Genomic DNA, 24,449 nt, shown 5'->3' with positions numbered 1-24,449 from the left:
TTGACGGCATGGCGGTGGGCCTGATGGTGGTGCTGTGCGCCGCCTGGGGCCTGCAACAGGTGGTGATCAAGGTGACCGCGCCGCTAATGGGCGCGGTGCTGCAGGCCGGCGTGCGCTCGGCGGTGGCGGCGCTGCTGGTGTTCGGCTTTGCCGCCTGGCGCGGCACGCCGATCTGGCGGCGCGACGGCACGTTCAACGCCGGGCTGCTGGCCGGGCTGCTGTTCGGCGCCGAGTTTTTCTGCATCTTCGTCGGGCTGGGGCATACCACGGCCTCGCGCATGGCGGTGTTCCTGTACACCGCACCGATCTTCACCGCGCTGGGGCTGCATTTCGTGGTGCCCGGCGAGCGGCTGCACACCGGGCAATGGCTGGGCGTGGCGCTGGCTTTCGTGGGGATGGCGCTCGCGTTTGCCGATGGCATCGCCACGCCGTCCGCGCATGGCGGTACGCTGCTGGGCGATGCGCTGGGCATCCTGGCGGGAGCGCTGTGGGCGGCGACCACCGTGGTGGTGCGCGCCAGCCCGCTGGCGAGCGCACCGGCCAGCAAGACGCTGCTGTACCAGCTGGCGGTATCGGCGGTGATGCTGCTGGCGATGGCGGTGGCCGCGGGCCAGACCGCGACCGTGCAGATCGATGGCGTGGTGCTGGCGAGCCTGTTCTACCAGTCGGTGCTGATCGCCTTTGCCAGCTACCTGACCTGGTTCTGGCTGCTGCGGCGCTACCTGGCGTCGCGGCTGTCGGTGTTTTCCTTCCTGACGCCGCTGTTTGGCGTGGCCTTCGGCGTGGTGCTGATGCACGACGCGGTGGGGCCGCGCTTTGCGGTGGCGGCCTTGCTGGTGCTAGCGGGGATCGTGCTGGTCAACCGCCGCGCCTGAGCGGCCGCGGGTACTGCTATCACCGCGGCGGCCGTGGGCCGCCGCCCTGCTCGCGCCTCAGCGGCGCGCCTCGAACGAGAACATCCCCAGCGCGTCGCGCACCTCGTCCAGCGTCTGCTGGGTCAGCGCACGCGCCTTTTCGGTGCCCGTGCGCAGGATGTCAAATATATAGTCCGGATCCTTGGCCAGCTCTTCGCGACGCGCGCGGATCGGGGCCAGCATGTCCTGCAGGATGCCCTCGATGCGGCGCTTGAGCACCATGTCGCCCAGGCCGCCGCGCTGGTAGTGCTCCTTCAGCCCCTTGACTTCCTCGGTATTGGGATCGAACGCATCCAGGTAGGTGAAGACCACGTTGCCCTCGACCTGGCCCGGATCCGACACGCGCAGGTGGTTGGGGTCGGTGTACATGCTGTGCACCGCGGCCTTGATCTGCTCGGGCGAGGCGCCCAACGCGATCGCGTTGCCCATCGACTTGCTCATCTTGGCCTTGCCGTCCACGCCGGGCAGGCGGCCGAACTCGGGGATCAGGGCCTTGCACTCGGGCAGCACGTCGCGGCCGACCTGGTGGTTGATGCGGCGCACGATCTCGTTGGTCTGCTCGATCAGCGGCGCCTGGTCTTCGCCCACCGGCACCACGTGGGCCTTGAAGGCGGTGATGTCCGCGGCCTGCGAGGCCGGGTAGCACAGGAAGCCGGCCGGGATATCGCGCCCGAAACCACGCGCCTGGATCTCTTCCTTGATGGTCGGGTTGCGCTCGAGCCGCGCCACCGTGACGAAGTTCAGGTACATCAGCGTCAGCTCGGCCAGCGCGGGCAGGTGCGACTGCACGGTGATGGTGGTCTTGGCCGGGTCGATGCCGACGGCCAGGTAGTCCAGCGCCACTTCCAGCACGTTGCGGCGCACCTTGTCGGGATCGTGCGCGTTGTCGGTCATGGCCTGGGTGTCGGCCAGCAGCAGGTACTGCTCATGCGAGTCCTGCAGCGCCAAGCGGCTCTTCAGCGAGCCGACATAGTGGCCGAGGTGCAGCGGGCCGGTGGGACGGTCGCCGGTCAGGATCACGGGACGCCGGTTGGTTTGGGTCTGGGCTGTCATGGGACGGTCTTGCACGAAAGAGTCGCGGGAAATTCGGAATTCGGATGCGTCAGGCGGCCTGTCCGGCCTGTCCTGGCGCTGCACCACCAAGGCGCCGGGCCAGTTCGACATACTCGCCGACGGGCACTTCCTCGGCACGGCGGCCCAGGTCGAAGCCCATCGCGTCGAAGTCGACCTGGTCGCGCAGGAACGACAGCGTATTGCGCAGCACCTTGCGCCGCTGCGAGAACGCCGCGGTAACCACGTCGCCCAGCACGGTAATGTCGCAATCGGCATGCGGCGAGCGCAGCCGGCCATCGGGGTGGCGCGGCCAAGGGATCATGCGCACCACGGCGGAATCGACCTTGGGCGGCGGGTTGAAGCTGCCCGGCGGCACGTCGAGCACATGCTCCATGTAGTAGCGGACCTGCAGCATGATCGACAGCCGCCCGAAGGCCTTGCTGCCGGGCTCGGCCACCATGCGCTCCACCACTTCCTTCTGCAGCATGAAGTGCTGGTCGCGCACCTGATCGGCGAACTCCATCAGGTGGAACAGGAGCGGGCTGGAAATGTTGTACGGCAGGTTGCCGACGATGCGCAGCGGCCGCCCGGGCACCTCCAGCTTGCCGAAGTCGAAGTCCAGCGCATCGCCGGCGTGGACCTGCAGGCGCTCGCCGTAGCGGCGGCGCAGGCGCTCGACCAGGTCGCGGTCGAGTTCCACCACCTGCATCTGCGGGATCCGTTCGAGCAGCGGGGTGGTCAGCGCACCCAGGCCGGGGCCGATCTCGACCAGCACGTCGTCGCCCTGCGGGCTGATGGCATTGACGATGCCGTGGATGATGGTGTCGTCGACCAGGAAGTTCTGCCCGAATCGTTTGCGGGCCACATGGCCCTGGTGCACGTTTGAACGCATGGGGTTTATTCGTCCGGCTTCAGCATGGCGGCTGCATGCCGGAACTGGTATGGGCGGGATGGCCCGTAGCGCCGTTGCCGCCGGGGTGCCGGCCGTTGGCGTGGCCGGCCATGGTGACCGCACTGCGGATGGCCTCGATCATGCTGCCGTGCTCGGCCTGGCCGGTACCGGCCAGGTCCAGCGCGGTGCCGTGGTCCACCGAGGTACGGATAAAGGGCAGCCCCAGCGTGATGTTCACGCCGTGGCCGAAAGTGCCGTATTTCAGCGGCGCCAGCCCCTGGTCATGGTACATCGCCAGCACGCAGTCGGCATCGCGCAGGTGGCGCGGCTGGAACAGCGTGTCGGCCGGGTACGGGCCGCGCGCGTCGATGCCGGCGTCCCGCGCCTGCGCCAGCGCCGGCTCGATGATGTCGATCTCTTCGCGGCCCATATGGCCGCTTTCGCCGGCGTGCGGGTTCAGCCCCGTCACCAGGATGCGCGGACGCCCGATGCCGAAGTAGCGGCGCAGGTCGGCGTCGACGATCGTCAGCGTCTGCCGCAGCAGCGGGATGGAAAGCGCGTCGGGCACCGCGCGCAGCGGCAGGTGGGTGGTGGCCAGCGCCACGCGCAGCATGGCGCCGTCGTGCGCGGGCTGCGGGCCGGCCAGCATCATCACCACGCGCGGCACGCGGGCGCTCTCGGCCAGGTATTCGGTATGGCCGGTGAAGGGCACGCCGGCGTCGTTGATGGTGCTCTTCTGCACCGGCGCCGTGACCATCGCTGCATATCGGGGCGCGCGCTTGCCATGCGCGCGGCAGCCGGCGATGGCGGCATCCAGCAGCGCCAGCACATAGCGGCCGTTGCGCGCATCGAGCCGCCCGGGCTCGCACGCCACGGCCAGCGGGATGTGCTCGATCACCACATCGCCGTCGGCAATGCGCCGCTCCCAGGCGTGGGTGGCGCCCAGCGCCGCGGCGCGATCGGCCAGCAGGCGGGCATCGCCCAGCACATGGAAGCGGTAGTGCCCGCTGCCGCCATTGCCGCCGTTGTTGGCGCCGGTGAGCTGCAGCAACGCCCCGATGGTGATATCGGGGCCGATGCCGGCGGGTTCACCGGTCGAGATGGCCAGGGCTAGGGGGTCGGGCATGGCAGGTCGGGGCAGATCCGGCGCGCGCTTCAGCGCTGGCGGTTGACGCGGTACTCCACGTACGCCTGCGAGCGCAGCTGGCGTACCCAGTCATCATACGCGGCGCGCAGCTTCTGTTCGCGGACTTCCGCGCGGGCAAAGTCGCGCTGCTTCTCGGGCGAGAGCTCGGTCTCGCGGCGGTTCAGCACCTGGATCAGGTGCACGCCGAACTGCGTGACCACCGGCTCCGAGATCTCGTTCGGGCGCAGGCGGCTCATGGCCTGCTCGAACTCGGGCACCAGCTCGCCCGGCGAGACCCAGCCGAGGTCGCCGCCGTTCTGCGCAGAGCCGTCCTGCGAGAAGCGCTTGGCCGCGTCGGCAAAATCGCCGCCGTGGGTGATGCGGTCGCGCAGCGTGCTGAGCTGGCGGCGCGCCTCGGCCTCGGGCATGTTGGGGCCGGTGCGGATCAGGATATGGCGCACCTGGGTCTGGGTGATCTTCCCTGCCGCGGCCGGGTCGGATGGCGCGCCCGCGCGCTTGGCCACCAGCTTGACCACGTGGAAGCCGGCGGCGCTCTCCACCACCTGCGGCGCAACGCCGCCGGCCTGCAGGTCGACCACCGCATTGGCGAACTGCGTCGGCAGGCGGCCGATCTCGCGGAAGCCCATCGAACCGCCCTGGGCGGCCTCTGCACCTTCGGAATTGGCCTGCGCCAGCTGCGCGAAATCGGCGCCGCCCTGGGCCTGCTTGAGCAACCCTTCGGCCTTGGCGCGCAGTGCCTGCTTCTGCGCGTCCGAGGCGTTCTCGGGCACGCGCACGAGGATCTGCGCCACGTTGTACTCGGTCGGGCCGCCGGTGGCGCCCTGGCCGCCGCGGGCTGCCAGGTAGTTGTCGATCTCGCCGTCGTAGACCTGCACCTTCGAATCGACCTCGCGCTCGCGCAGGCGGATCACCTGCACCTGCTTGCGCAGCTCATCGCGGTACTTGGTCCAGGTCATGCCGCTGCCTTCCACGCGGCGGCGCAGCTCGGTGGCGTTCATGCGGTTCTGCTGCGCCACCGATTCGATGGCGCGGTCGATTTCCTGGTCGGTCACGCGGATGCCGGCGTCCTGCGCGGCCTGGATCTGCACGCGCTCCATCACCAGGCGCTCCAGCACCTCACCCAGCAGGTCGGGGCGCTGCGGCACCGGGCGGCCGGCGGCGCGCAGCTGGCCTTCGATCTCGTCGGCGCGGTCGAGCAGCTCGCGCCGCGTGATCACGCCGTTATTGACCACCGCGACCACTTCGTCGACCAGTTGCGAACGCTTCTGGCCGCCGGCTTGCGGCACGCCCAGCTTGGGCTGGCTCGCCGGCGCGGTGACGTCGGAGGACTGCGGCACGAAGATGCCAGTGGCGCGCGACGCCCCGGGCGCCTTGAGCTGGGCGGCGGCGGGCAGGGCCAGCGCCGCCAGCACGGCGGGCAGCAGCAGGCGGTGCCACGACGTCAGGAGAAAGGAAAACACAGCGAATTCTTGACGTTTCATCTTAATCCGTCATTCATAGTGATCGAACTGGGTCGTTGGCACCGGCTTGGCGGTCACGGGCTCGTAGCCCGGCACGTTCAGGCGGAGGATATTCAACGGGTTGGAACCGATCTTGGAAAGGCCACGGAACTCCACCTGCAGGAAGACCCGCCCGGTGTAACCCTGCGTGGTGTTGCGGAAACGCTGGTAGACCACGCGGCCGACCCAGCAGTCCGCCGCGTACTCGATGCCGGCCAGCGTGTCGACCATCTGGCTGGCGGCCAGGTCGAAGGCAAAGCGCGCGATGCCATAGGCCCGGCGCGTGATCGGCCACTGGCCCGACACCTCGAACTGGTCGATCGCGGTATTGTCCGTCACCGTGGTCGGGCGACGATAGCGGTAGCCCGCATTGATCACCTTGCGCGGCTCCGGGCGGTACGCGAACGCCACGTTGCCATAGTTGATCCGGTCCGTATCCAGGTTGTACTGCACACCCATGTCCAGATAGTAGCCACGGAACATCTGGATGGTGGTGGCCGCCAGCAGGTCGGAGGCGCCCGGCTTCGGATCGGCGACGGTACCGTTGATCTGCACGCGCTGCCCGGTAAAGTCGTAGCGCTGCGCGATGGTGCCGCGGAAGCGTTCGATGCCGGTATCGGCCTCGATCAGGCGCGTGGTCAGGCCGCCGGTCAGCTTGTTGTTGTCGGCGATGCGGTCATAGCCGGTGAACGGGTTCTCGCTGAAGATCTGCCCGTAGCCGAAGTCCGACTGCACCGTATCGAACAGCGGGAACTGGCTCTGGTCGCGGAACGGCGTGTAGACGTAGAACAAACGCGGTTCCAGCGTCTGCACGTAGTTCACGCCGAACATCCGGCTGATGCTGGGCGCATCGCGCTCGAAGGTCATGCCCGAGTCCAGGCTGACGGTCGGCAGCACGCGCGAAAAGTTGTCCTGCGCGGTCGGCGTGTTGGTGGCCGACTCCATCTGGTACTGGGTCGCGTTGAAGGTGACCTTCGGCGTCACGTACCAGCCCGCACGCACGATCGGGTAGCTGATGCTCGGCTGGATGAACATGCGCTCGCCCTGCGGCTGCTGGAAGCCGGTGGACGTCAGCGGGATGCGGAAACGCGTGTAGTCCGCTTCGACCTGCACGTCAAAGCCGCCCAGGTCATAGCGCAGGTACTTGCCGTTGAGCTGCGGCACGCGCTCGTAGGACGGCTCGCTCGGGCGCAGGGTCTGGAACTTCTGCACCCGCGCCATCAGGAAGAAATCCTGCCAGTTGTAGGTGACGCCGCCTTCCTGCAGGTACTGGCGTTGCGCGGACTGCGCCACGCTGCGGTTGAAATCGTCCGGGTACTGGTCGTCGGAGACCCGGTTGATATTCAGGTAGGCGTTGAGCCCCTTGGCCAGGTTCTGGTTGTGCTGGATCGAGTAGGCCCAGCGGTTCGAGTTGGTCTTCTGGTCGTCGGGCAGGAACTCGGCGCGCACGCGCCCGGAGTAGCCCTGGCCCAGGTAGCGGTACTCGCCGCCAAGTTGCAGGCCGCGCTCGGTCATCAGGCGCGGGTAGATCGTCAGGTCGCGGTTGGGCGCGATATTGACGTAGTACGGCGTCGTCAGGTCGAAGCCCGAGCGCGAGCCGTAGCCCATCAGCGGCGGCAGGAAACCGCTGCGGCGATCGTCGTTGAGCGGGAAGCTGAACACCGGCGCCGCCGCGACCGGCACGCCGAAGAAATTCAGCACGCCGCCGTAAGCCACGCCCACCTGGCGGTCGCTGTCCAGGTCGATCTGGTTCGCGCTGAAGTACCAGTCGGCATTGTCCGGCGAGCAGGTGGTGTACGACGCGCGCTTGATGGTGCTGCGATCCTTGTCCAGGAAGTCGATGCGCTCGGCCTTGCCGGTGCCGCCGGTTTGCTGGAAGTAATAGTCCGGCGACAGCATGTAGCCTTCGTTGGCCTCGACTTTCACCCGGGCCTCGGGGCCGACCGCCAGCGTGCCGCTGCGCGACATGCGCACGTTGCCCTGGGCGAAGGCCTCGTCGGTGTCCTGGTCGTAGCTGAGCTTGTCGCCCTTGATCACGCCGCCGTCGCGGCGCAGCTCGGCATGGCCTTCGAGCTCGACCCCGCGCTCGCTGTAGCCGGTCATGCGGTCGCCCTCGATAAAGACGGGAGCGTTGGAATCGGGCTCGCTCTTCGTGGGGGGCTCGGCAAGCCGCGGCACGATTTCGCCGGAGACCGCGGGCAGTTGGGGCACGGCCGGCGCGGCTTCGAACACCGGCTCGGCCTGGTCCAGGTCGGGGATCGCCGAGCTGGACATCTGCGCCTGGGCCCCGGCCGACAAGCCGGCCATGGCCAGCACCAGCGGCCGCAGCGCGCCCGCGTGCAGGCCGGCGGCGCGCCTGGCCCGGGGGGCGGCGCCGATGGCAGGCGAAGGCAAGGCCCTGTTATTCGGTGTTCGTCGTTGTTCGGTCATTCGCACGGGTTGTCAGTCTCGGCGTCGGCTGCGGCCCGCCTGCAAGCCGCCAGCTCCCGCCGGGAGCAGGCTGCGGGGCACCGAAAGGCCCCTCCCGGGGGCCGCCCGGCGCCCGGGTCTGGTCGGGTATTATACGGGGCAACCAAAGCTCCTCTTCCGGCTTACGTTCGGTTTCATTTCTTTATTTCCGCGCCCCTCCTGTATGGCAGCTCTCCCCCACGACCCGCGCCTGGACCAGCTCAAGGCCTGGGTGTCCGGACTCGGACCGGCATGGTCCGCCGATCCTGACTCCTGCGCCCCCGCCTCGGCCGACGCCAGCTTCCGGCGCTATTTCCGCGTCAGCACCGGCCATCCGGCGCACCCCACCGCCATCGTGATGGACGCGCCGCCGGCGCACGAGGACTGCCGTCCGTTCATCCATGTGTGCAAGCGCTTCGGCGATGCCGGCGTGAGCGTGCCGACGGTGCTGGCGCAGGACCTGGAGCAGGGCTTCCTGCTGCTGGCCGACCTGGGCAGCCAGACTTACCTGTCGCGGCTGGACGATTCCACCGCCCACGGCATGTATGCCGACGCCGCCGCCGCGCTGGTGCGCATCCAGGCCGCCACGCGCCCTGGCGAGCTGCCGGCCTACGACCGCGCCCTGCTGCAGCGCGAGCTCGACCTGTTCCCGCAGTGGTATATAGCCAGACATTTGGGGGCCACGCTGAGCGACGGTCAGCAGGCCGACCTGCGCGAAGTGATGGACACGCTGCTTGCCAACAACCTGGCGCAGCCGCAGGTCTACGTGCACCGGGATTACCACTCGCGCAACCTGATGGTGCTCGACGGCGGCGCCAACCCGGGCGTGCTGGACTTCCAGGACGCGGTGATCGGCCCGATTACCTATGACGCGGTCTCGCTGTGGCGCGACGCCTATATCGAATGGGACGAGGAGCAGCAGCTGGACTGGCTGATCCGCTACTGGGAGCGCGCGCGCAAGGCCGGCCTGCCGGTCAATGCCGACTTCGGCGAGTTCTACCGCGACTTCGAGTGGATGGGCCTGCAGCGCCATCTGAAGGTGCTGGGCATCTTCGCGCGCCTGTACCATCGCGACGGCAAGGACGGCTACCTGGCCAACCTGCCGCTGGTGCTCAAGTACACGCGCCAGGTGGCCGGCCGCTACACTGAGCTGCGCAAGCTGATCCGGCTGCTGGACGCGCTCGAAGGCGTGGCCAGCCCGGCCGGCTACACCTTCTGACGCGCCGTGCCTGAAGCCAACCGCCCGAACCCCGATGGCGCGCCCGCCATCACCGCCGCCGGCGAATGGCTGGCCGGCGCGCGCGCCCTCGCCCCGATGCTGCTGGGCGTGGTGCCGTTCGGGCTGATCTACGGCGTGCTGGCCGTCGGTGCCGGCATGCCCGCCTGGCTGGCCTGCGCCATGAGCGCGATCGTGTTCGGGGGCGCCTCGCAGATGATCCTGACCCAGCTGTGGACCGCCGGCACGCCGGCGGTGGTGATCACGCTGACGGTGGCGATGGTCAACCTGCGCCACGCGCTGTATTCCGCCACCATCGCGCCCACGCTGGCGCACCTGCCGCGGCGCTGGAAGGCGCTGATCGCCTACCTGCTGACCGACGAAGCCTTCGCCGCGATGACGCACCGGCTGGGTGATACCGGCCCGCGTGCGCAGTATCGCCACTGGTATTACTTTGGCGGCGGCTTTGCGCTGTGGGCCAGCTGGCAGCTGTCGACGCTGGCAGGCGTGCTGGTCGGCGCGCAGGTGCCGCGCGACTGGCCGCTGGACTTCTTCCTGCCGCTGACCTTCATCGGCATCATCGTGCCGGGCCTGAAGCACCGTTCGCACGTGGCCGCAGCGCTGGCTGCGACTGTGCTGGCGGTGGCCTGCTACAGCCTGCCGCACAAGCTCGGCCTGATGGTGGCTGCGCTTGGCGGCATTGCCGTGGGCATGCTGGTGCTGGGCCGCGGCAACCGCCCGGGTCCGCGTGCAGCCAGCCATGCCGGGTCGGCCGGCAAGGAGGCTGCATGAATTCGATGACCCTGCTGTGGGTCTTCCTTGCCGCGGGCCTGGCCACTTTCCTGATCCGCCTGTCGTTTATCGCCGTGGAAGGCCGCGTGCGGCTGCCGTCGTGGTTCCGCACCGCGCTGCAGTTCGTGCCGGCGGCCATGCTGTCGGCGCTGATCGCGCCCGACCTGCTGATGCAGCACGGCGAGCTCGCCCTGAGCCCGACCAACGCGCGGCTGGTGGCCGGCGTGGTCGCCATCCTGATTGCCGCACGTACCCGCAGCGTAGGCTGGACCATTGCCGGCGGCATGGCCACGCTGCTCGCCCTGGAGGCCCTGTTTTGATAAAGACCATGATCTTCGCCGCCGGCCGCGGCGACCGCATGCGGCCGCTGACCGATAGCCGTCCCAAGCCGCTGCTGGCGGTGGGCGGCAAGCCGCTGATCGTCTGGAAGATCGAGGCGCTGGCGCGTGCCGGCCTGCGCGACATTGTCATCAACCACGCCTGGCTGGGCGAGCAGATCGAGGCGGCGCTGGGCGACGGCAGCCGTTTCGGCGTGCGCATTGCATACTCGCCCGAAGGCGAGGCGCTGGAAACCGCCGGCGGCATCGCCAAGGCCCTGCCGCTGCTGTCGCACGCCCCGGAGCGCGGCGAGATCTTCCTGGCCGTGTCCGGCGATATCTTCTGCGACTACGCCTTCCGCGCGCTGCTGCCGCGCGCCGCGGGGCTGGCCGGCGCGGCCGAGCCGCGCATGCACCTGGTGATGGTGCCGAACCCGCCGTTCCATCCGCGCGGCGACTTCGCGATGGATGCGCAAGGCCGGCTGTCGCTGGACGAGCATCCGGCAAATGGCGAACGGCTCACCTTCGGCAACATCGGGCTGTATGACACGCGCTTCTTCACCGCCATCGCGCCCGGCACCCGGGTGGCGATGACGCCGACCTATCACGCCGCCATCGCTGCCGGCACCGCAAGCGCTGAGCGTTTTGACGGGCGCTGGGAGAACGTGGGGACGCCGGGGCAGCTGGCCGAGCTGGATGCCTCGCTGGTACCCGCCCGCGCCGCCGCGCAAGGGCGCTAGCGCGCACGCCAGGACCCCGCCGCGCCACACGGCTTTCGCTCCACCGACGCAGCGGGACGCCCAGCGGCGGTAGAATCGGCCTGATCCTCCTCATCCAGGCCCTGACATGTCCGCACCCGACAACGCCCTCCTCGCCGCCTGTCGCGACCGCCGCGCCCGTGTGCTGCAGCACCTGCGCGCCGGTGGCGGTGGCGTGGCGATCCTGCCCACCGCGCCGGAAGCCATGCGCAACCGCGACAGCGACTACCCGTACCGGCACGACAGCTATTTCTACTACCTGACCGGCTTTACCGAGCCCGAGGCCGTGCTGGTGCTGGTGGCCGGCGCGCCCGGCGACCCCGCCGACGCCGACCGCAGCATCCTGTTCTGCCGCCCCAAGCACGAAGAGCGCGAGATCTGGGACGGTTTCCGCTTCGGCCCGGAAGGCGCGCGCGCCGCATTCGGCTTCGATGAAGCGCATTCGGTCGAAGAGATCGACGCCACGCTGCCGTCGCTGCTGGCCAACCGCGCCCAGCTGGCCTACCCGCTCGCCGACTCGACCCGCACCGACGTGCAGATGCGCCGCTGGATGGACGCCGTGCGCATGCAGGGCCGCGCCGGCGTGGCCGCGCCCTCGGTCGCGCTCGATATCCGCAAGCTGCTCGACGAGATGCGCCTGTTCAAGGACGCGGGCGAGCTGGCCATCATGCGCCGGGCCGGCGAAATCTCCGCCGGCGCCCATGTGCGCGCGATGCAGGCCACGCGCGCCGGGCTGCGCGAGTACCACCTCGAAGCCGAGCTGCTCTATGAATTCCGTCGCCACGGCGCGCAGAGCGTGGCCTACAACTCGATCGTCGCGGCCGGCCCCAACGCCTGCGTGCTGCACTACCGCGCCGGCCCGGCCGAGCTGAAGGACGGCGACCTGTGCCTGATCGACGCCGGCTGCGAGCTGGACGGCTACGCCTCGGATATCACCCGCACATTCCCGGTGTCGGGCCGCTTCTCGCCGGCGCAGCGCGAGCTGTACGACCTGGTGGTGGCCGCCCAGGAAGCCGCCATCGCCGAAACCCGCGCGGGCGTCCCCTACAACGTGCCGCACGACGCCGCCGTGCGCGTGCTGGCGCAGGGCATGCTCGATACCGGCCTGCTCGACCGCAACAAGGAAGGCACGCTCGACGACGTGCTCGCCAGCGGCAGCTACCGCCGCTTCTACATGCACCGCACCGGCCACTGGCTCGGGATGGATGTGCACGACGTGGGCGAATACCGCGTGGCCAGCCACACCGGTGAAGGCGAGCGCCCGTGGCGCCCGCTGCAGCCCGGCATGGTGCTGACCATCGAGCCCGGCATTTACGTGCGCCCGGCCGAGGACGTGCCCGAGCGCTACTGGCATATCGGCATCCGCATCGAGGACGATGCCATCGTCACCGACGGCGATTGCGAGCTGATCACGCGCGGCGTGCCGGTGCGCGCCGACGAAATCGAGGCGCTGATGCGCGACCAACAACCTGCTTCCGGAGACCCGCGATGATCGGCTGGCTGCGCAGGATCTTTCCCGGCCAGGACACCGCCGGCAGCAATGCCGGGACCCGGCACGATCCGTCCGACCCCTTCATCATCAACCTGTATGACGACCGCGTGGTGGTGCACCGCCCCGACGGCCAGCGCGAGGAAGTCGCGTGGGACATCCTCGAGCGCGCGGTGGTGCGCGTGTCGAACCGTGCGCCATGGGCCGGCAACGCCTGGCTGATCCTGATCGGCGCGGAGGATAGCGGCCAGGGCTGCGTGGTGCCGCTCGATGCCGCCAACCATGCTGAGCTGGTCGAGCGGCTGCGCGCGCTGCCGGGCTTCAACCAGCAGAAGCTCGACAATGCGCTGCGCGATGCCGCGGCCGGCAAGTCGCGCTCGGACGCGATCTGCTGGAAGCGCGGCGCCGGGGCCGGCACTGAAGGCGCAAATGCGGGAGGCGATGCAGGAGGCAGCAACAATGCCGGCAGCGCAAGCTGATATCCGCGATATCGCCATCGTCGGCGGCGGCCCGGTCGGGCTGGCGCTGGCCTGCCAGCTGCTGCACACCACCGACTGGCGCGTCACGCTGATCGATGCCGCCACGCCGGCACGCGCCGCACGCGACCCGCGCGCAATCGCGCTGTCGCACGGCAGCCGCCAGCTGCTGGAGCAGATCGGCGCCTGGCCCGTGGCCGGCAGCCCGATCGAACATATCCATGTGTCGCAGCGCGGCCGCTTCGGCCACGTACGGCTGCACCATGACGACTACGACGTGCCGGCGCTCGGCTACGTGGTGCGCTATGGCGAGCTTTGCGACGTGCTGGAACGCGCTCTCGGCCGCGCCGCGCAGGCCGCCGGGGAGGACCGTCTGCTGCGCGTGTTCGAGACCCGCATCGACCAGATCGAGCAGGATCCGCTGCCACGCGCCGCGGATGACGCCGATACCGGCCACGTGCACCTGACCGGCACCGCCCACGACGGCCAGCTGGCGCGCTTTGCCACGTGCCTGGTGGTGCAGGCCGAGGGCGGGCTGTTCCACGAGCAGGCCGCGCACCAGGGGCGCGGCGCGCGCACGCGCGACTATCGCCAGACCGCGGTGATCGCCCATGTCGCCTGCTCGCGTCCGCAGCCGGGCTGGGCCTGGGAGCGCTTTACCGAGGAAGGCCCGCTGGCGCTGCTGCCGCACGACGAGCACGGCGTGCAAGGCTACGCGCTGGTGTGGTGCTGCCCGTCGGAACAGGCGGCGCGCCGCATTGCGCTGCCCGAAGCCGAGTTCGCCGAGGAGTTGGGCAAGGCGTTCGGCGACCGCATGGGACATTTCACGCTGGCGGGCAAGCGCCATGCCTTTCCGCTGGGGCTGAACGCCGCGCCGGTCACCGTCAACGGCCGCGTGGCCGCGGTCGGCAATGCGGCGCAGACGCTGCACCCGGTGGCAGGCCAGGGGCTTAACCTGGGCCTGCGCGATGCGTTCGCGCTGGCCGACTCGCTGCGCACCGCCTGTACGCCGCAGGCGCTGCAGGCCTTTGCCAGCCGGCACCGGCTGGACCGCGCGGTCACGATCGGCGTCACCGACCTGCTGCCGCGCCTGTTCGGCGTCTCCTACCCGCTGGCCGCCCATGCCCGGGGCGCGTCGCTGGCGGCGCTGGCCTGCCTGCCGCCGCTGCGGCACGCACTGGCGCGCCATATGATGTTCGGCATGCGGCGCTGAGCCAGCGCCAGTGGCGCGGGCGCCACGCGCGGGGTGGCTCCGCCAGGGGCAAGCGAATTGCCCCGCCCCGCGCAACGGTCCGCCCGCCCGCCCCGCCATCATTGCCCCGGCGCCGCCCATGCGGCGGCATTTGCGCCACGTTCTGTCTGCAAAACGGTCATGGATGCTCAAATATTGGGCAGTCGCGGCCGTTTGGCGGTAGAATCCTGCCCTCGCACATGCCCCGATCCACCGCCGGCCGCAGTTTCGGCAGGGGCATGTTTTACCGTTTCGTCTTCCGTTTCAAAGCAGGCTGTCCGGTTCCCTCATGGCGCAAAACGCGCGGCAAGGACGGCATGGCCCGCAGGATCGCCACACCACCACCGCCCAATCGTGCAGATCGGACCGCATCAACTCCGCAATAACCTGTTCGTCGCCCCGATGGCGGGCGTGACGGACCGGCCGTTCCGCCAGCTGTGCAAGCAGCTCGGTGCGGGCTATGCGGTCTCGGAGATGGTGGCGTCCAACGCACAGTTGTGGAAGAGCGAGAAGACCATGCGCCGCGCCAACCATGCCGGCGAGGTCGAGCCCATCGCCGTGCAGATCGCCGGCGCCGAACCGTCGATGATGGCCGAGGCCGCACGCTACAACGTGGACCGCGGCGCGCAGATCATCGACATCAACATGGGCTGCCCGGCCAAGAAGGTGTGCAACGTCGCCGCCGGCTCGGCGCTGCTGCAGAACGAGCCGCTGGTGGTGCGCATCGTCGAGGCGGTGGTCGCCGCCGTCGGCGAGCGCGTGCCGGTCACGCTGAAGATCCGCACCGGCTGGAACCGCGAGAACCGCAACGCGCTGCGCATCGCGCGCATGGTGCAGGACGCGGGCATCAGCATGCTCACCATCCACGGGCGCACCCGCGCCGACCTGTACCACGGCGACGCCGAGTACGAGACCATTGCCGCGGTCAAGGCAGCGCTCTCGATCCCGGTGGTCGCCAACGGCGACATCACCACGCCGCACAAGGCCAAAGAGGTGCTGGCACTGACCGGCGCGGACGCGATCATGATCGGCCGCGCGGCGCAGGGCCGGCCGTGGCTGTTCCGTGAGATCGAACACTTCCTGAAGACCGGTGAGTTGCTGCCGTCGCCGGAAGTGGCCGAGATCCGCGCGATCATGAACGCGCACCTGGAGGACCACTACGCCTTCTACGGCGAGTTCACCGGCGTGCGCACCGCGCGCAAGCATATTGCCTGGTACACGCGCGGGCTGCGCGGCGCGAACCTGTTCCGCCATCGCATGAACACGCTGGAATCCACCACCGAGCAACTGGCAGCGGTCAACGCGTTCTTCGACGAGCAGGCGCAGTTCTCGGACCGGCTGGTGTACGTGGACGACGCCGCACCGCAGGCAAACGAAAAAGACGAAGCGAACAACAACAAAAACGGGGAGTTGCTTGCCGCATGAGCCGCAACGCTATCGACCAGTGCATCCGGGAAAGCCTGGACACGTACTTTCGCGACCTGGACGGCGAAGAGCCGTCCAATATGTACAACATGGTGCTCGAGGCGGTGGAAAGGCCACTGCTCGAGGCCGTGATGCTGCGCGCCGAGCGCAACCAGTCGCTGGCTGCCGCCTACCTCGGCATCAATCGCAATACGCTGCGCAAGAAGCTGCAGCAGCACGGTTTACTTTGAATTTGAAGCATCTCCCACAGCCATGATCAAGCAAGCCCTACTCTCTGTTTCCGACAAGACCGGTATCGTCGACTTCGCGCGCGAACTGAATGCGCTCGGCGTCACGCTGCTTTCCACCGGCGGCACCGCCAAGCTGCTGGCCGACAGCGGCCTGCCCGTGACGGAGGTGGCCGACTACACCGGCTTCCCGGAAATGCTCGACGGCCGCGTGAAGACGCTGCACCCCAAGGTCCACGGCGGCATCCTGGCGCGCCGCGACCTGCCCGAGCACATGGCTGCGCTGGCCGAGCACAACATCCCGACGATCGACCTGCTGGTGGTGAACCTGTACCCGTTCCAGCAGACCGTGGCCAAGGATGACTGCACGCTGCCCGACGCGATCGAGAACATCGACATCGGCGGCCCGACCATGCTGCGCTCGGCGGCCAAGAACCACCGCGACGTGACCGTGATCGTCGACCCGGCCGACTACGCGGTGGTGCTGGACGAAATGCGCGCCAGCGGCAACAGCGTCGGCTATGACACCAACTTCCGCCTGGCCACCAAGGTGTTCGCGCACACCGCGCAGTACGACGGCGCCATCACCAACTACCTGACCAGCCTGGGTGCCGACAAGTCGCACCAGGGCCGCAGCGCCTACCCGCAGACGCTGAACCTGGCCTTCGACAAGGTGCAGGAAATGCGCTACGGCGAGAACCCGCACCAGTCGGCCGCCTTCTACCGCGACCTGAAGGCCGTGGACGGCGCACTGGCCAACTACGTGCAGCTGCAGGGCAAGGAGCTGTCGTACAACAACATCGCCGACGCCGACGCCGCCTGGGAATGCGTCAAGTCGTTCGATGCCGCCACGGGCGCCGCCTGCGTCATCATCAAGCACGCCAACCCGTGCGGCGTGGCGCTGGGCGCGAACGCGCTCGAAGCGTATGACAAGGCCTTCAAGACCGATTCGACCTCGGCCTTCGGCGGCATCATCGCCTTCAACGTCGAACTGGACGAAGCCGCCGCGCAAGCCGTGGCCAAGCAGTTCGTCGAAGTGCTGATCGCCCCGTCGTTCAGCGCCGGCGCGCGTGCCGTGTTCGCGGCCAAGCAGAACGTACGCCTGCTCGAGATCCCGCTGGGCAAGGGCATCAACCAGTTTGACTTCAAGCGCGTCGGCGGCGGCCTGCTGGTGCAGAGCCCGGACGCCAAGAACGTGCAGCCGTCCGAGCTGCGCGTGGTGACGCGCCGTCACCCGACCCCGAAGGAAATGGACGACCTGATGTTCGCCTGGCGCGTGGCCAAGTTCGTCAAGTCCAACGCCATCGTGTTCTGCGGCGGCGGCATGACGCTGGGCGTCGGCGCGGGCCAGATGAGCCGTGTGGATTCGGCCCGCATCGCCAGCATCAAGGCACAGAACGCCGGCCTGACGCTGGCCGGCTCGGCGGTGGCCTCGGACGCGTTCTTCCCGTTCCGTGACGGCCTGGACGTGGTGGTCGACGCGGGCGCGACCTGCGTGATCCAGCCGGGCGGCTCGATGCGCGACGACGAAGTGATCGCCGCCGCCGACGAGCGCGGCATCGCCATGGTGGTGACCGGCACGCGCCACTTCCGCCACTGAGCACTGGCCAGCTCGCTGGTCTTGCAGCGCAAGACCGCCGGCTCCCGAAGCGGTTTCGTTCTCCTGCAAGGGAAAGCGAAACCGCTTTTTGCATTAGGTGCCGGCGCAAAAAGCAATACACTAGCGACGGCATCCACCCTACCCAGCCCATGCGAATCCTAGGCATCGACCCCGGCCTGCGCACCACCGGCTTCGGCGTGATCGAGAAGCACGGCAACAAGCTTGCCTACGTAGCCTCGGGCACGATCAGGAGCGACGGCAATTCGCCGCTGCCGGAACGACTGAAGACGCTGTACGACGGCATCAGCGAAGTGTCCCGTACCTACGCGCCCGACTGCGCGGCGATCGAGAAGGTGTTCGTCAACGTCAACCCGCAATCGACGCTGCTGCTCGGCCAGGCCCGCGGCGCGGCGATCTGCGGGCTGGTCAGTTACGGGTTGCCGGTGTTCGAGTACACCGCGCTGCAGCTCAAGGTGGCGGTGGTCGGCTATGGCCGCGCCAACAAGGCGCAGGTTCAGGAGATGGTGACGCGGCTGCTGATGCTGCCCGGCCAGCCCGGCAGCGATGCGGCCGATGCGCTCGGCGTGGCGATCTGCCATGCCAATGGCGGCGATACCCTGGGCACGCTGGCGGGCCTGGCGCCCGACCTGGTGCGCAAGGGCATGCGTGTGCGCCGAGGCCGGCTGATCGGCTGATTGGCCGATTACGGGGTCGCCCGGCCCGCGTCTCTTACAATCGGGCATTCGTCTTTCCACAGGAACGCTGCATGCCAAGCCAGTCCCGACTGAGCGCGCCGCGCTCGCGCGCCGCCGGCCTCATCTTCCCTGCTTCCCGACGATGGCTGTTCCCGGCCGCGGCCGCCGCGGCCTGCGCCGTGCTGCTCGCCGGCTGCGCCACCGCGCCGCGCCACAAGCCCGCGCCGCCGGCACCGGCTCCGGCACCCACCCCGAGCGCACCGCCGCCCGCTGCGGAAAAGCCCAAGGCGCTGGTGATCGCGCACCGCGGCGCCAGCGCGCTGCGCCCCGAACACACGCTCGCCGCCTACACCAAGGCGATCGAGGACGGCGCCGACGTGATCGAGCCCGACCTGGTGATGACCCGCGACGGCGTGCTGGTGGCGCGCCACGAGAATGACATCACCGGTACCACCAACGTCGCCGAGCTGGCGCAGTTTGCCGAGCGCAAGCGCACCAAGGTCATCGACGGCGAGCGCCTGACCGGCTGGTTCACCGAAGACTTCACGCTGGCCGAGCTCAAGACATTGCGCGCACGCGAGCGCATCCCGCGCGTGCGGCCGGCCAATGCGCGGCTGAACGACCAGTTCGAAGTGCCGACCTTCGACGAGATCGTGCGCCTGGCCGAGCAGGCCTCGCTGCGCACCGGCAAACCCATCGGCATCTATGCCGAGCTGAAGCATCCGAGCTATTTCCGCGGCATCGGCCTGCCGCTCGAAGACAAGCTGGCGGCTGCCGTACGCGCGCAGCCCTACCTGCGTCAGGCACCGGTCTTTATCCAGTGCTTCGAGAGCGGCAGCCTGCGCGCGATGCGGCGCACGCTGGGCCGCGGGCTGCCCAACGTTAAGCTGGTCCAACTGGTCGGCAACCCGCGCAAGGGCCCCGCCGACTGGAAGCTGGCCGGCGACCCGCGCACCTTCGACGACATGCTGAGCACGACTGGCCTGCGCGAAGTGGCGGCCTACGCCGACGGCATTGGCCCGGAGAAGAGCAGCGTGGTACCGCGCGATGCGCAAGGCGCGCTGGCTGCGCCAACGGCGGTAGTCCGCAACGCGCATGCGGCGGGCCTCTTCGTCCACCCCTACACTTTCCGCCCGGAAAACAGCTTCCTGCCCAAGGCGCTGCAGACCGGCGGGGACGACGCCACGCGCAGCCCCGCCGGCATGGTGCGCGAGGTGCAGGCCTTCATCGCCGCCGGCGTGGACGGCTTCTTCACCGACGACCCGGCGCTGGGCCGGCGCGCGGTCGATACGCCGGCGCGCTGAGGCCGGCAGGCGGCCGCGGGGTACACTTGCGGCCGCCCCATCCCCTACCTGACACACCACACCGCACCATGATCGGACGCATCGCCGGCACCCTAATCGAGAAGAATCCCCCGCACCTGCTGGTCGACTGCCACGGCGTCGGCTACGAGGTCGACGTGCCGATGAGCACCTTCTACAACCTGCCCGCGGTGGGCCAGCCGGTGACGCTGCTGACGCAGCTGATCGTGCGCGAGGACGCGCACCTGCTGTACGGCTTCGGCACCGCCTCGGAACGCAACACCTTCCGCGAGCTGATCAAGATCACCGGCATCGGCGCACGCATGGCGCTGGCGGTGCTGTCGGGCATGTCGGTATCGGAGTTGGCGCAGGCAATCACGCTGCAGGAGGCAGGCCGGCTCACGCGCGTGCCCGGCATCGGCAAGAAGACCGCCGAGCGGCTGATGCTGGAACTCAAGGGCAAGCTGGGCGCTGAGCTTGGCCACGTGCCGGGGGCACAGGTGGTGCCCGACAGCGCCATCGACGTGCTCAATGCGCTGCTGGCGCTGGGCTATTCGGAGAAGGAAGCGGCCCTGGCGATCAAGCAAGTGCCGGCCGGAACCGGCGTGTCCGAGGGCATCAAGCTGGCGCTCAAGTCGCTGTCCAAGGGCTGAGGCGTAGAATGACGGGGTTATTGCCGCTGTTTGGTCCCTGACCGCCATGATCGAAACCGACAAGCTTTCCGCCCCCGCCCGCGTGATCTCCGCCACCCCCGCCTCGTCGCAGGAGGAGGCGTACGAGCGCGCGCTGCGGCCCAAGCTGCTGGACGAATATGTCGGCCAGGAAAAGGTGCGCGGGCAGCTCGATATCTTCATGCACGCGGCGCGCAACCGGCGCGAGGCGCTGGATCATGTGCTGCTGTTCGGCCCGCCCGGGCTGGGCAAGACCACGCTGGCCCACATCATCGCGCGCGAAATGGGCGTGAGCCTGCGCCAGACCTCAGGCCCGGTGCTGGAGCGCCCGGGCGACCTGGCCGCGCTGCTGACCAACCTGGAAGCCAACGACGTGCTGTTCATCGACGAGATCCACCGGCTCTCGCCGGTCGTCGAGGAAATCCTGTACCCGGCGCTGGAGGACTACCAGATCGACATCATGATCGGCGAAGGCCCGGCGGCCCGCTCGGTCAAGCTGGACCTGCAGCCGTTCACGCTGGTGGGCGCGACCACCCGCGCCGGCATGCTGACCAATCCGCTGCGCGACCGCTTCGGCATCGTGGCGCGGCTGGAGTTCTATACCGCCGAGGAGCTGGCGCGCATCGTCACGCGCTCGGCGCAACTGCTGCACGCCCGCATCGACCCGCACGGCGCGCTGGAAATCGCCCGCCGCGCGCGCGGCACGCCCCGTATCGCCAACCGGCTGCTGCGCCGCGTGCGCGACTACGCCGAGGTCAAGGGCGACGGCACCATCACGCGCGAGATGGCCGACGCCGCACTGGCAATGCTGGACGTGGACCGCGTGGGTTTCGACCTGATGGACCGCAAGCTGCTGGAGGCCGTGCTGCACAAGTTCGGCGGCGGCCCGGTGGGGGTGGACAACCTGGCCGCGGCCATCGGCGAGGAGCGCGACACCATCGAGGACGTGCTCGAGCCTTACCTGATCCAGCAGGGCTACCTGCAGCGCACGCCGCGCGGGCGCGTAGCCACCGCCGCGGCCTACCGGCATTTCGGGCTGGCCTCCCCCCAGGCCGGCGGCGCCGGCGAGCTGTTCGACGGCCAGTAAGCCAGCCGCGGCGGTAGCGGCGGCGCGGCGGCGACTGCTCTCCCCCGCCCCTTCCAGAGGCCATGCGGGCGCCAATTAAACGTTTTAATTTCGCCCCCCAAATTTTTTCGAAGTGGATTGCTGGGCCGTGGTCGATTGTCCACAATGGCTTCATCAGCACCTGACAGGTGCCTCCGATGACCGCGCCGGCTGGTAAGCGGTGCCGTTATGACCTGATTCCCACCCTGAGGAAAGTCATGAGCCGCAGCATCCGCCGTCATTCCACACTCCTTGCCACCGCCATCGCGGGCGCCGTCCTGACCATGGGCAGCGCCTATGCCCAGCGCACGCCCGCCCCCGTCATGGTGGCGGAAGAGGCCGTGATCAGCGGCAAGATCATCGATATCGACCCCGACTCCAAGGCCGTGCTGGTGCAGGGCCCGCGTGGCAACGTGGTGGAACTGATCGCCGGCGACGAAGCCCGCAACTTCGGCCAGGTGCGCAAGGGCGACATCGTCACCGTGGCTCGGGGCGCCGCCGTGGTGGCATCGCTGGAGCCGATCGACAGCAAGGCCACGGCGCTGGCCGAGCAGGTCGAACGCACCTCGCGCGCGGCCGAAGGCGGCAAGCCCGGCATCATGCGCGAGGTCACCACCACCGTGACTGCGGAAATCACCAAGATCGATCCGGCCAAGAAGCTCATCACCTTCCGCGGCCCGCGCGAGACCCTGCGCACCGTCAAGATCGAGGACCCGGCGATCGACCTCAACAAGATCAAGCGCGGCCAGATGGCCAAGGTCGTCTACCGCGAAGTCGTGGCCATTACGGTCAAGGCGCCGGCGTCGGCCACAGCCAACTGAGCCGCCGCGCCGGGCGCGGTACTTTTCTACCAGGAGGTTACCTATGAATCGTCGCCATTTTGTTACCCGGGTTGCCGGCTCGGGCCTGCTTGTCGCCACCGTGATGGCCGCGGGCTGCAGCACCACCGGCACCAGCGCCTCGAGCGACCCGGCTGCCAAGAAGAAAGAGATCGATGCGGGCGTCGATGGCGCGCTGAACCGGCTCTATTCCTCGGCCAACGGCTCGCGCGAGCTGGCTCAGCGCGCGCAGGGCGTCCTGGTGTTCCCGCGCGTGATCTCGGCCGGCCTCGTGGTCGGCGGCGAGTATGGCGAGGGCGCGCTGCGCTCCCAAGGCTCGACGGTGGGCTACTACAGCACCGCCCAGGCTTCGGTAGGCCTGACCGCCGGCGGCCAGTCCAAGTCCGTCGTCATCATGTTCATGACGCCGGAGGCGTACAACAAATTCCTCAACAGCAAAGGCTGGACCGCTGGCGCCGATGCCAACGTGGCGCTGGCCAAGATTGGCGCAAACGGCCAGCTCGACACGCTGACCACGCAGCAGCCGGTGGTCGGCTTCGTGCAGACCAACGCGGGGCTGATGTTCGATGTGTCGCTGAACGGTTCCAAGATCTCCAAGCTGAATATCTGATACGGGCAGCGGGCGCCCGCGGGGCTGCCCGGCCTGACCTGATTTCTCCAAGGACGAGTTTCCCGGCTGCGGCCGGGATTTTTTTGTCCTGCGCCCTCCCGCCGACAGTAACGGACCCTCGCTGGCATAATCGCGCCCAAAACACCGTGCGCTCCAGCGCACCTGACCGGGAGCCCCCATGTCCGCCATACCCGCCAGCACGGCCCAGGCCGGGCGCGTCTACCGCTACTACGACCTTGTCATGGTGGCGTTCGTCACCGTGCTGCTGTGCTCCAACCTGATCGGCGCGGCCAAGGCGGCGCAGGTGACGCTGCCGCTGATCGGGACGGTGACCTTCGGCGCCGGGGTGCTGTTCTTCCCGATCTCATACATCTTTGGTGACGTGCTGACCGAGGTCTACGGCTATGGCCGCGACCGGCGCGTGGTCTGGGCCGGCTTTGCCGCGCTGGCCTTCGCCACCTTCATGAGCCTGGTGGTGCTGAACATGCCGGTGGCGCCATTCATGGCGGACTACCAGAAGAGCCTGCAGGACGTGTTCGGCAACACCTGGCGCATCGCGCTGGGCTCGCTGATCGCGTTCTGCTGCGGCAGCTTTACCAACAGCTACGTGCTGGCGAAGATGAAGCTGTGGACCGGCGGGCGCTGGCTGTGGACGCGCACGATCGGCTCCACGCTGGCCGGGGAGCTGGTAGATTCGTCGCTGTTCTATGTGATCGCCTTCTATGGGATCTGGCCGCTGGAGAAGGTGATCCAGGTGGCGGTGGCGCAGTATGTGCTGAAGACCGGCTGGGAGGTGGTGATGACGCCGGTGACGTACAAGGTGGTGGGGTTTCTGAAGCGGGCGGAGAACGAGGACTGGTTTGACCGGAATACGAACTTCACGCCGTTCAGGGTGAGGGTTTGAGGCGCCAGCGCCGAAAAGGACAGCGGTTTTGGGTGCGCCAAAGCCCCCCGAACTAGCCTGAGCAAGGTGTTCTCCCTCTCCCGCAAGCGGGAGAGGGGAGCAAACCCGCGGTGCATGAGACACCGCCGCCTACGGCACCCGCCGATCCACCTCATCCAGCGCCAGATTCTCCAGATGGCTGACATCCCCCCACTGCGCCAGCGTCAGATGCGAACTGTCGCTGCGCAGCCGGTTGACACTGGCGTTAAGCAGCTCATGCTGACGCGGCGCCTCCAGCGTCATGCCCGTGGCCTCGCGGTACAGGCAATCCAGCACCCCGCCATGCGCCACCAGCGCGATGCGCTCGCCCGGATGCCGGCGCGACAGCGCCAGCGCGGCTTCGACGGCGCGCTCGTGGAAACCCAATAGCGACTCGCCTTGAGGCGGCGCGTAGTCCGGCACGCGCGCCTGCCAGCGGGCGAAATCCTCGGGCAGGTGCTCGGCCACTTCGGCGTAAGTCTTGCCCTGCAGCGTGCCATAGCTGCGCTCGCGCAGGCGCGGATCGGGCCGCACCTGCAAGCCGAGCGCCTCGGCCAGCGGCGTGGCGGTCTCCATCGCGCGCGACAGGTCGCTCGAATACACCGCATCGATCGGCTCGCCCGCCAGCGCGGCGGCCAGCGCGCGCGCCTGGGCGCGGCCGGTGTCGTTCAGCGGAATGTCGAGCTGGCCCTGCAGCCGGCGCTCCCGGTTCCAGGCCGTCTCGCCATGGCGGATCACGATCAGGTGGGTATAGGCCAGTGAATGCAGCCCGGGGCTTTGCGACATGCCGTTTCCTTCGGTTTCCTTGAGGCCTGTGCCGCG

The 24,449-nt window shown here is 68.8% G+C and carries 24 protein-coding genes; 18 read left to right on the top strand and 6 right to left on the bottom strand.

Translation table 11 applies throughout. The features are described from left to right. The first annotated feature begins 8 nt into the window (after nt 1-8). Complete coding sequence (locus tag ABNX08_RS02500; RefSeq protein ID WP_051369852.1) at nt 9-875, top strand: DMT family transporter; 867 nt, start codon at nt 9-11, stop codon at nt 873-875. A gap of 57 nt (nt 876-932) precedes the next feature. Here ABNX08_RS02500 and trpS read toward each other — a convergent pair whose 3' ends face one another. Genes trpS through ABNX08_RS02475 form a run of 5 tightly spaced genes read right to left on the bottom strand, consistent with a single transcriptional unit; the run spans nt 933 to nt 7,935 of the window. Then, nucleotides 933-1,967 (bottom strand): tryptophan--tRNA ligase, encoded by a 1,035-nt coding sequence (gene trpS, locus ABNX08_RS02495; RefSeq protein ID WP_022533590.1) that lies wholly within the window; start codon nt 1,965-1,967, stop codon nt 933-935. A gap of 49 nt (nt 1,968-2,016) precedes the next feature. Further along, on the bottom strand, nt 2,017-2,859 hold the full coding sequence (rsmA, locus tag ABNX08_RS02490; protein ID WP_022533589.1) for a 16S rRNA (adenine(1518)-N(6)/adenine(1519)-N(6))-dimethyltransferase RsmA: 843 nt from the start codon (nt 2,857-2,859) through the stop codon (nt 2,017-2,019). Nucleotides 2,860-2,878: 19 nt separating this feature from the next. Then, a complete protein-coding gene (pdxA, locus tag ABNX08_RS02485; protein ID WP_022533588.1) occupies nt 2,879-3,985 on the bottom strand; it encodes a 4-hydroxythreonine-4-phosphate dehydrogenase PdxA in 1,107 nt (368 codons plus the stop codon). Nucleotides 3,986-4,014: 29 nt separating this feature from the next. Continuing rightward, nucleotides 4,015-5,487, bottom strand: coding sequence for a peptidylprolyl isomerase (locus ABNX08_RS02480; RefSeq protein WP_022533587.1), 1,473 nt, complete (start codon nt 5,485-5,487; stop codon nt 4,015-4,017). Nucleotides 5,488-5,496: 9 nt separating this feature from the next. Further along, a complete protein-coding gene (locus ABNX08_RS02475; RefSeq protein WP_349605522.1) occupies nt 5,497-7,935 on the bottom strand; it encodes an LPS-assembly protein LptD in 2,439 nt (812 codons plus the stop codon). Between the two features lie 202 nt (nt 7,936-8,137). On the opposite strand from ABNX08_RS02475, the gene ABNX08_RS02470 reads away from it, so the two are divergent. The 17 genes from ABNX08_RS02470 (at nt 8,138) to ABNX08_RS02390 (ending at nt 23,609) form a co-directional block, all read left to right on the top strand. Then, nucleotides 8,138-9,172 (top strand): phosphotransferase, encoded by a 1,035-nt coding sequence (locus ABNX08_RS02470; protein ID WP_349605521.1) that lies wholly within the window; start codon nt 8,138-8,140, stop codon nt 9,170-9,172. A gap of 96 nt (nt 9,173-9,268) precedes the next feature. After that, complete coding sequence (locus ABNX08_RS02465) at nt 9,269-9,961, top strand: AzlC family ABC transporter permease (protein ID WP_349605703.1); 693 nt, start codon at nt 9,269-9,271, stop codon at nt 9,959-9,961. Next, complete coding sequence (locus tag ABNX08_RS02460) at nt 9,958-10,281, top strand: AzlD domain-containing protein (protein WP_022533583.1); 324 nt, start codon at nt 9,958-9,960, stop codon at nt 10,279-10,281. Before ABNX08_RS02465 ends, ABNX08_RS02460 begins: the two co-directional genes overlap by 4 nt. Continuing rightward, on the top strand, nt 10,281-11,018 hold the full coding sequence (gene murU / locus ABNX08_RS02455) for an N-acetylmuramate alpha-1-phosphate uridylyltransferase MurU (RefSeq protein ID WP_349605702.1): 738 nt from the start codon (nt 10,281-10,283) through the stop codon (nt 11,016-11,018). The genes ABNX08_RS02460 and murU overlap by 1 nt, the downstream gene beginning before the upstream one ends. A 106-nt stretch (nt 11,019-11,124) precedes the next feature. Beyond that, nucleotides 11,125-12,528 carry an aminopeptidase P N-terminal domain-containing protein gene (locus ABNX08_RS02450; protein ID WP_349605519.1) on the top strand — a complete coding sequence of 468 codons (1,404 nt, stop codon included), beginning with the start codon at nt 11,125-11,127 and terminating at the stop codon, nt 12,526-12,528. Next, on the top strand, nt 12,525-13,004 hold the full coding sequence (locus tag ABNX08_RS02445; protein ID WP_349605518.1) for a hypothetical protein: 480 nt from the start codon (nt 12,525-12,527) through the stop codon (nt 13,002-13,004). Before ABNX08_RS02450 ends, ABNX08_RS02445 begins: the two co-directional genes overlap by 4 nt. After that, the gene (locus ABNX08_RS02440; protein ID WP_022533579.1) at nt 12,985-14,214 is read left to right on the top strand and encodes a UbiH/UbiF/VisC/COQ6 family ubiquinone biosynthesis hydroxylase; all 1,230 of its coding nucleotides are present in this window, start codon (nt 12,985-12,987) and stop codon (nt 14,212-14,214) included. The genes ABNX08_RS02445 and ABNX08_RS02440 overlap by 20 nt, the downstream gene beginning before the upstream one ends. Before the next feature lie 372 nt (nt 14,215-14,586). Further along, nucleotides 14,587-15,657 (top strand): tRNA dihydrouridine synthase DusB, encoded by a 1,071-nt coding sequence (dusB, locus tag ABNX08_RS02435; RefSeq protein WP_349605516.1) that lies wholly within the window; start codon nt 14,587-14,589, stop codon nt 15,655-15,657. Then, nucleotides 15,654-15,887, top strand: coding sequence for a Fis family transcriptional regulator (locus ABNX08_RS02430; protein WP_022533577.1), 234 nt, complete (start codon nt 15,654-15,656; stop codon nt 15,885-15,887). Before dusB ends, ABNX08_RS02430 begins: the two co-directional genes overlap by 4 nt. Nucleotides 15,888-15,909: 22 nt before the next feature. Then, a complete protein-coding gene (purH, locus tag ABNX08_RS02425; protein WP_349605514.1) occupies nt 15,910-17,484 on the top strand; it encodes a bifunctional phosphoribosylaminoimidazolecarboxamide formyltransferase/IMP cyclohydrolase in 1,575 nt (524 codons plus the stop codon). A 149-nt stretch (nt 17,485-17,633) separates the two neighbouring features. Then, on the top strand, nt 17,634-18,179 hold the full coding sequence (gene ruvC, locus ABNX08_RS02420; protein ID WP_022533575.1) for a crossover junction endodeoxyribonuclease RuvC: 546 nt from the start codon (nt 17,634-17,636) through the stop codon (nt 18,177-18,179). A gap of 71 nt (nt 18,180-18,250) precedes the next feature. After that, nucleotides 18,251-19,483 (top strand): glycerophosphodiester phosphodiesterase, encoded by a 1,233-nt coding sequence (locus ABNX08_RS02415; RefSeq protein WP_022533574.1) that lies wholly within the window; start codon nt 18,251-18,253, stop codon nt 19,481-19,483. Between the two features lie 68 nt (nt 19,484-19,551). Further along, nucleotides 19,552-20,133: a Holliday junction branch migration protein RuvA gene (ruvA, locus tag ABNX08_RS02410; protein WP_022533573.1), complete on the top strand. Its 582-nt coding sequence runs from the start codon at nt 19,552-19,554 to the stop codon at nt 20,131-20,133. Nucleotides 20,134-20,179: 46 nt separating this feature from the next. Then, on the top strand, nt 20,180-21,238 hold the full coding sequence (ruvB, locus tag ABNX08_RS02405) for a Holliday junction branch migration DNA helicase RuvB (RefSeq protein WP_022533572.1): 1,059 nt from the start codon (nt 20,180-20,182) through the stop codon (nt 21,236-21,238). Between the two features lie 236 nt (nt 21,239-21,474). Next, nucleotides 21,475-22,077, top strand: a complete 603-nt coding sequence (locus ABNX08_RS02400; RefSeq protein WP_022533571.1) for a hypothetical protein — start codon at nt 21,475-21,477, stop codon at nt 22,075-22,077. A gap of 43 nt (nt 22,078-22,120) precedes the next feature. Then, nucleotides 22,121-22,705, top strand: a complete 585-nt coding sequence (locus tag ABNX08_RS02395; RefSeq protein ID WP_022533570.1) for a YSC84-related protein — start codon at nt 22,121-22,123, stop codon at nt 22,703-22,705. Between the two features lie 178 nt (nt 22,706-22,883). Beyond that, nucleotides 22,884-23,609, top strand: coding sequence for a queuosine precursor transporter (locus ABNX08_RS02390; RefSeq protein ID WP_022533569.1), 726 nt, complete (start codon nt 22,884-22,886; stop codon nt 23,607-23,609). A 129-nt stretch (nt 23,610-23,738) separates the two neighbouring features. On the opposite strand, the gene ABNX08_RS02385 is transcribed toward ABNX08_RS02390, so the two are convergent. Continuing rightward, nucleotides 23,739-24,413 carry a histidine phosphatase family protein gene (locus ABNX08_RS02385; protein ID WP_022533568.1) on the bottom strand — a complete coding sequence of 225 codons (675 nt, stop codon included), beginning with the start codon at nt 24,411-24,413 and terminating at the stop codon, nt 23,739-23,741. Nucleotides 24,414-24,449 lie beyond the last annotated feature (36 nt).

The organism is Cupriavidus sp. DF5525, assembly GCF_040149425.2.
Taxonomy (GTDB): domain Bacteria; phylum Pseudomonadota; class Gammaproteobacteria; order Burkholderiales; family Burkholderiaceae; genus Cupriavidus; species Cupriavidus pickettii_A.
Note: the sequence above shows the minus strand (reverse complement) of the source record. Positions and strands in the feature narration are given on the sequence as shown.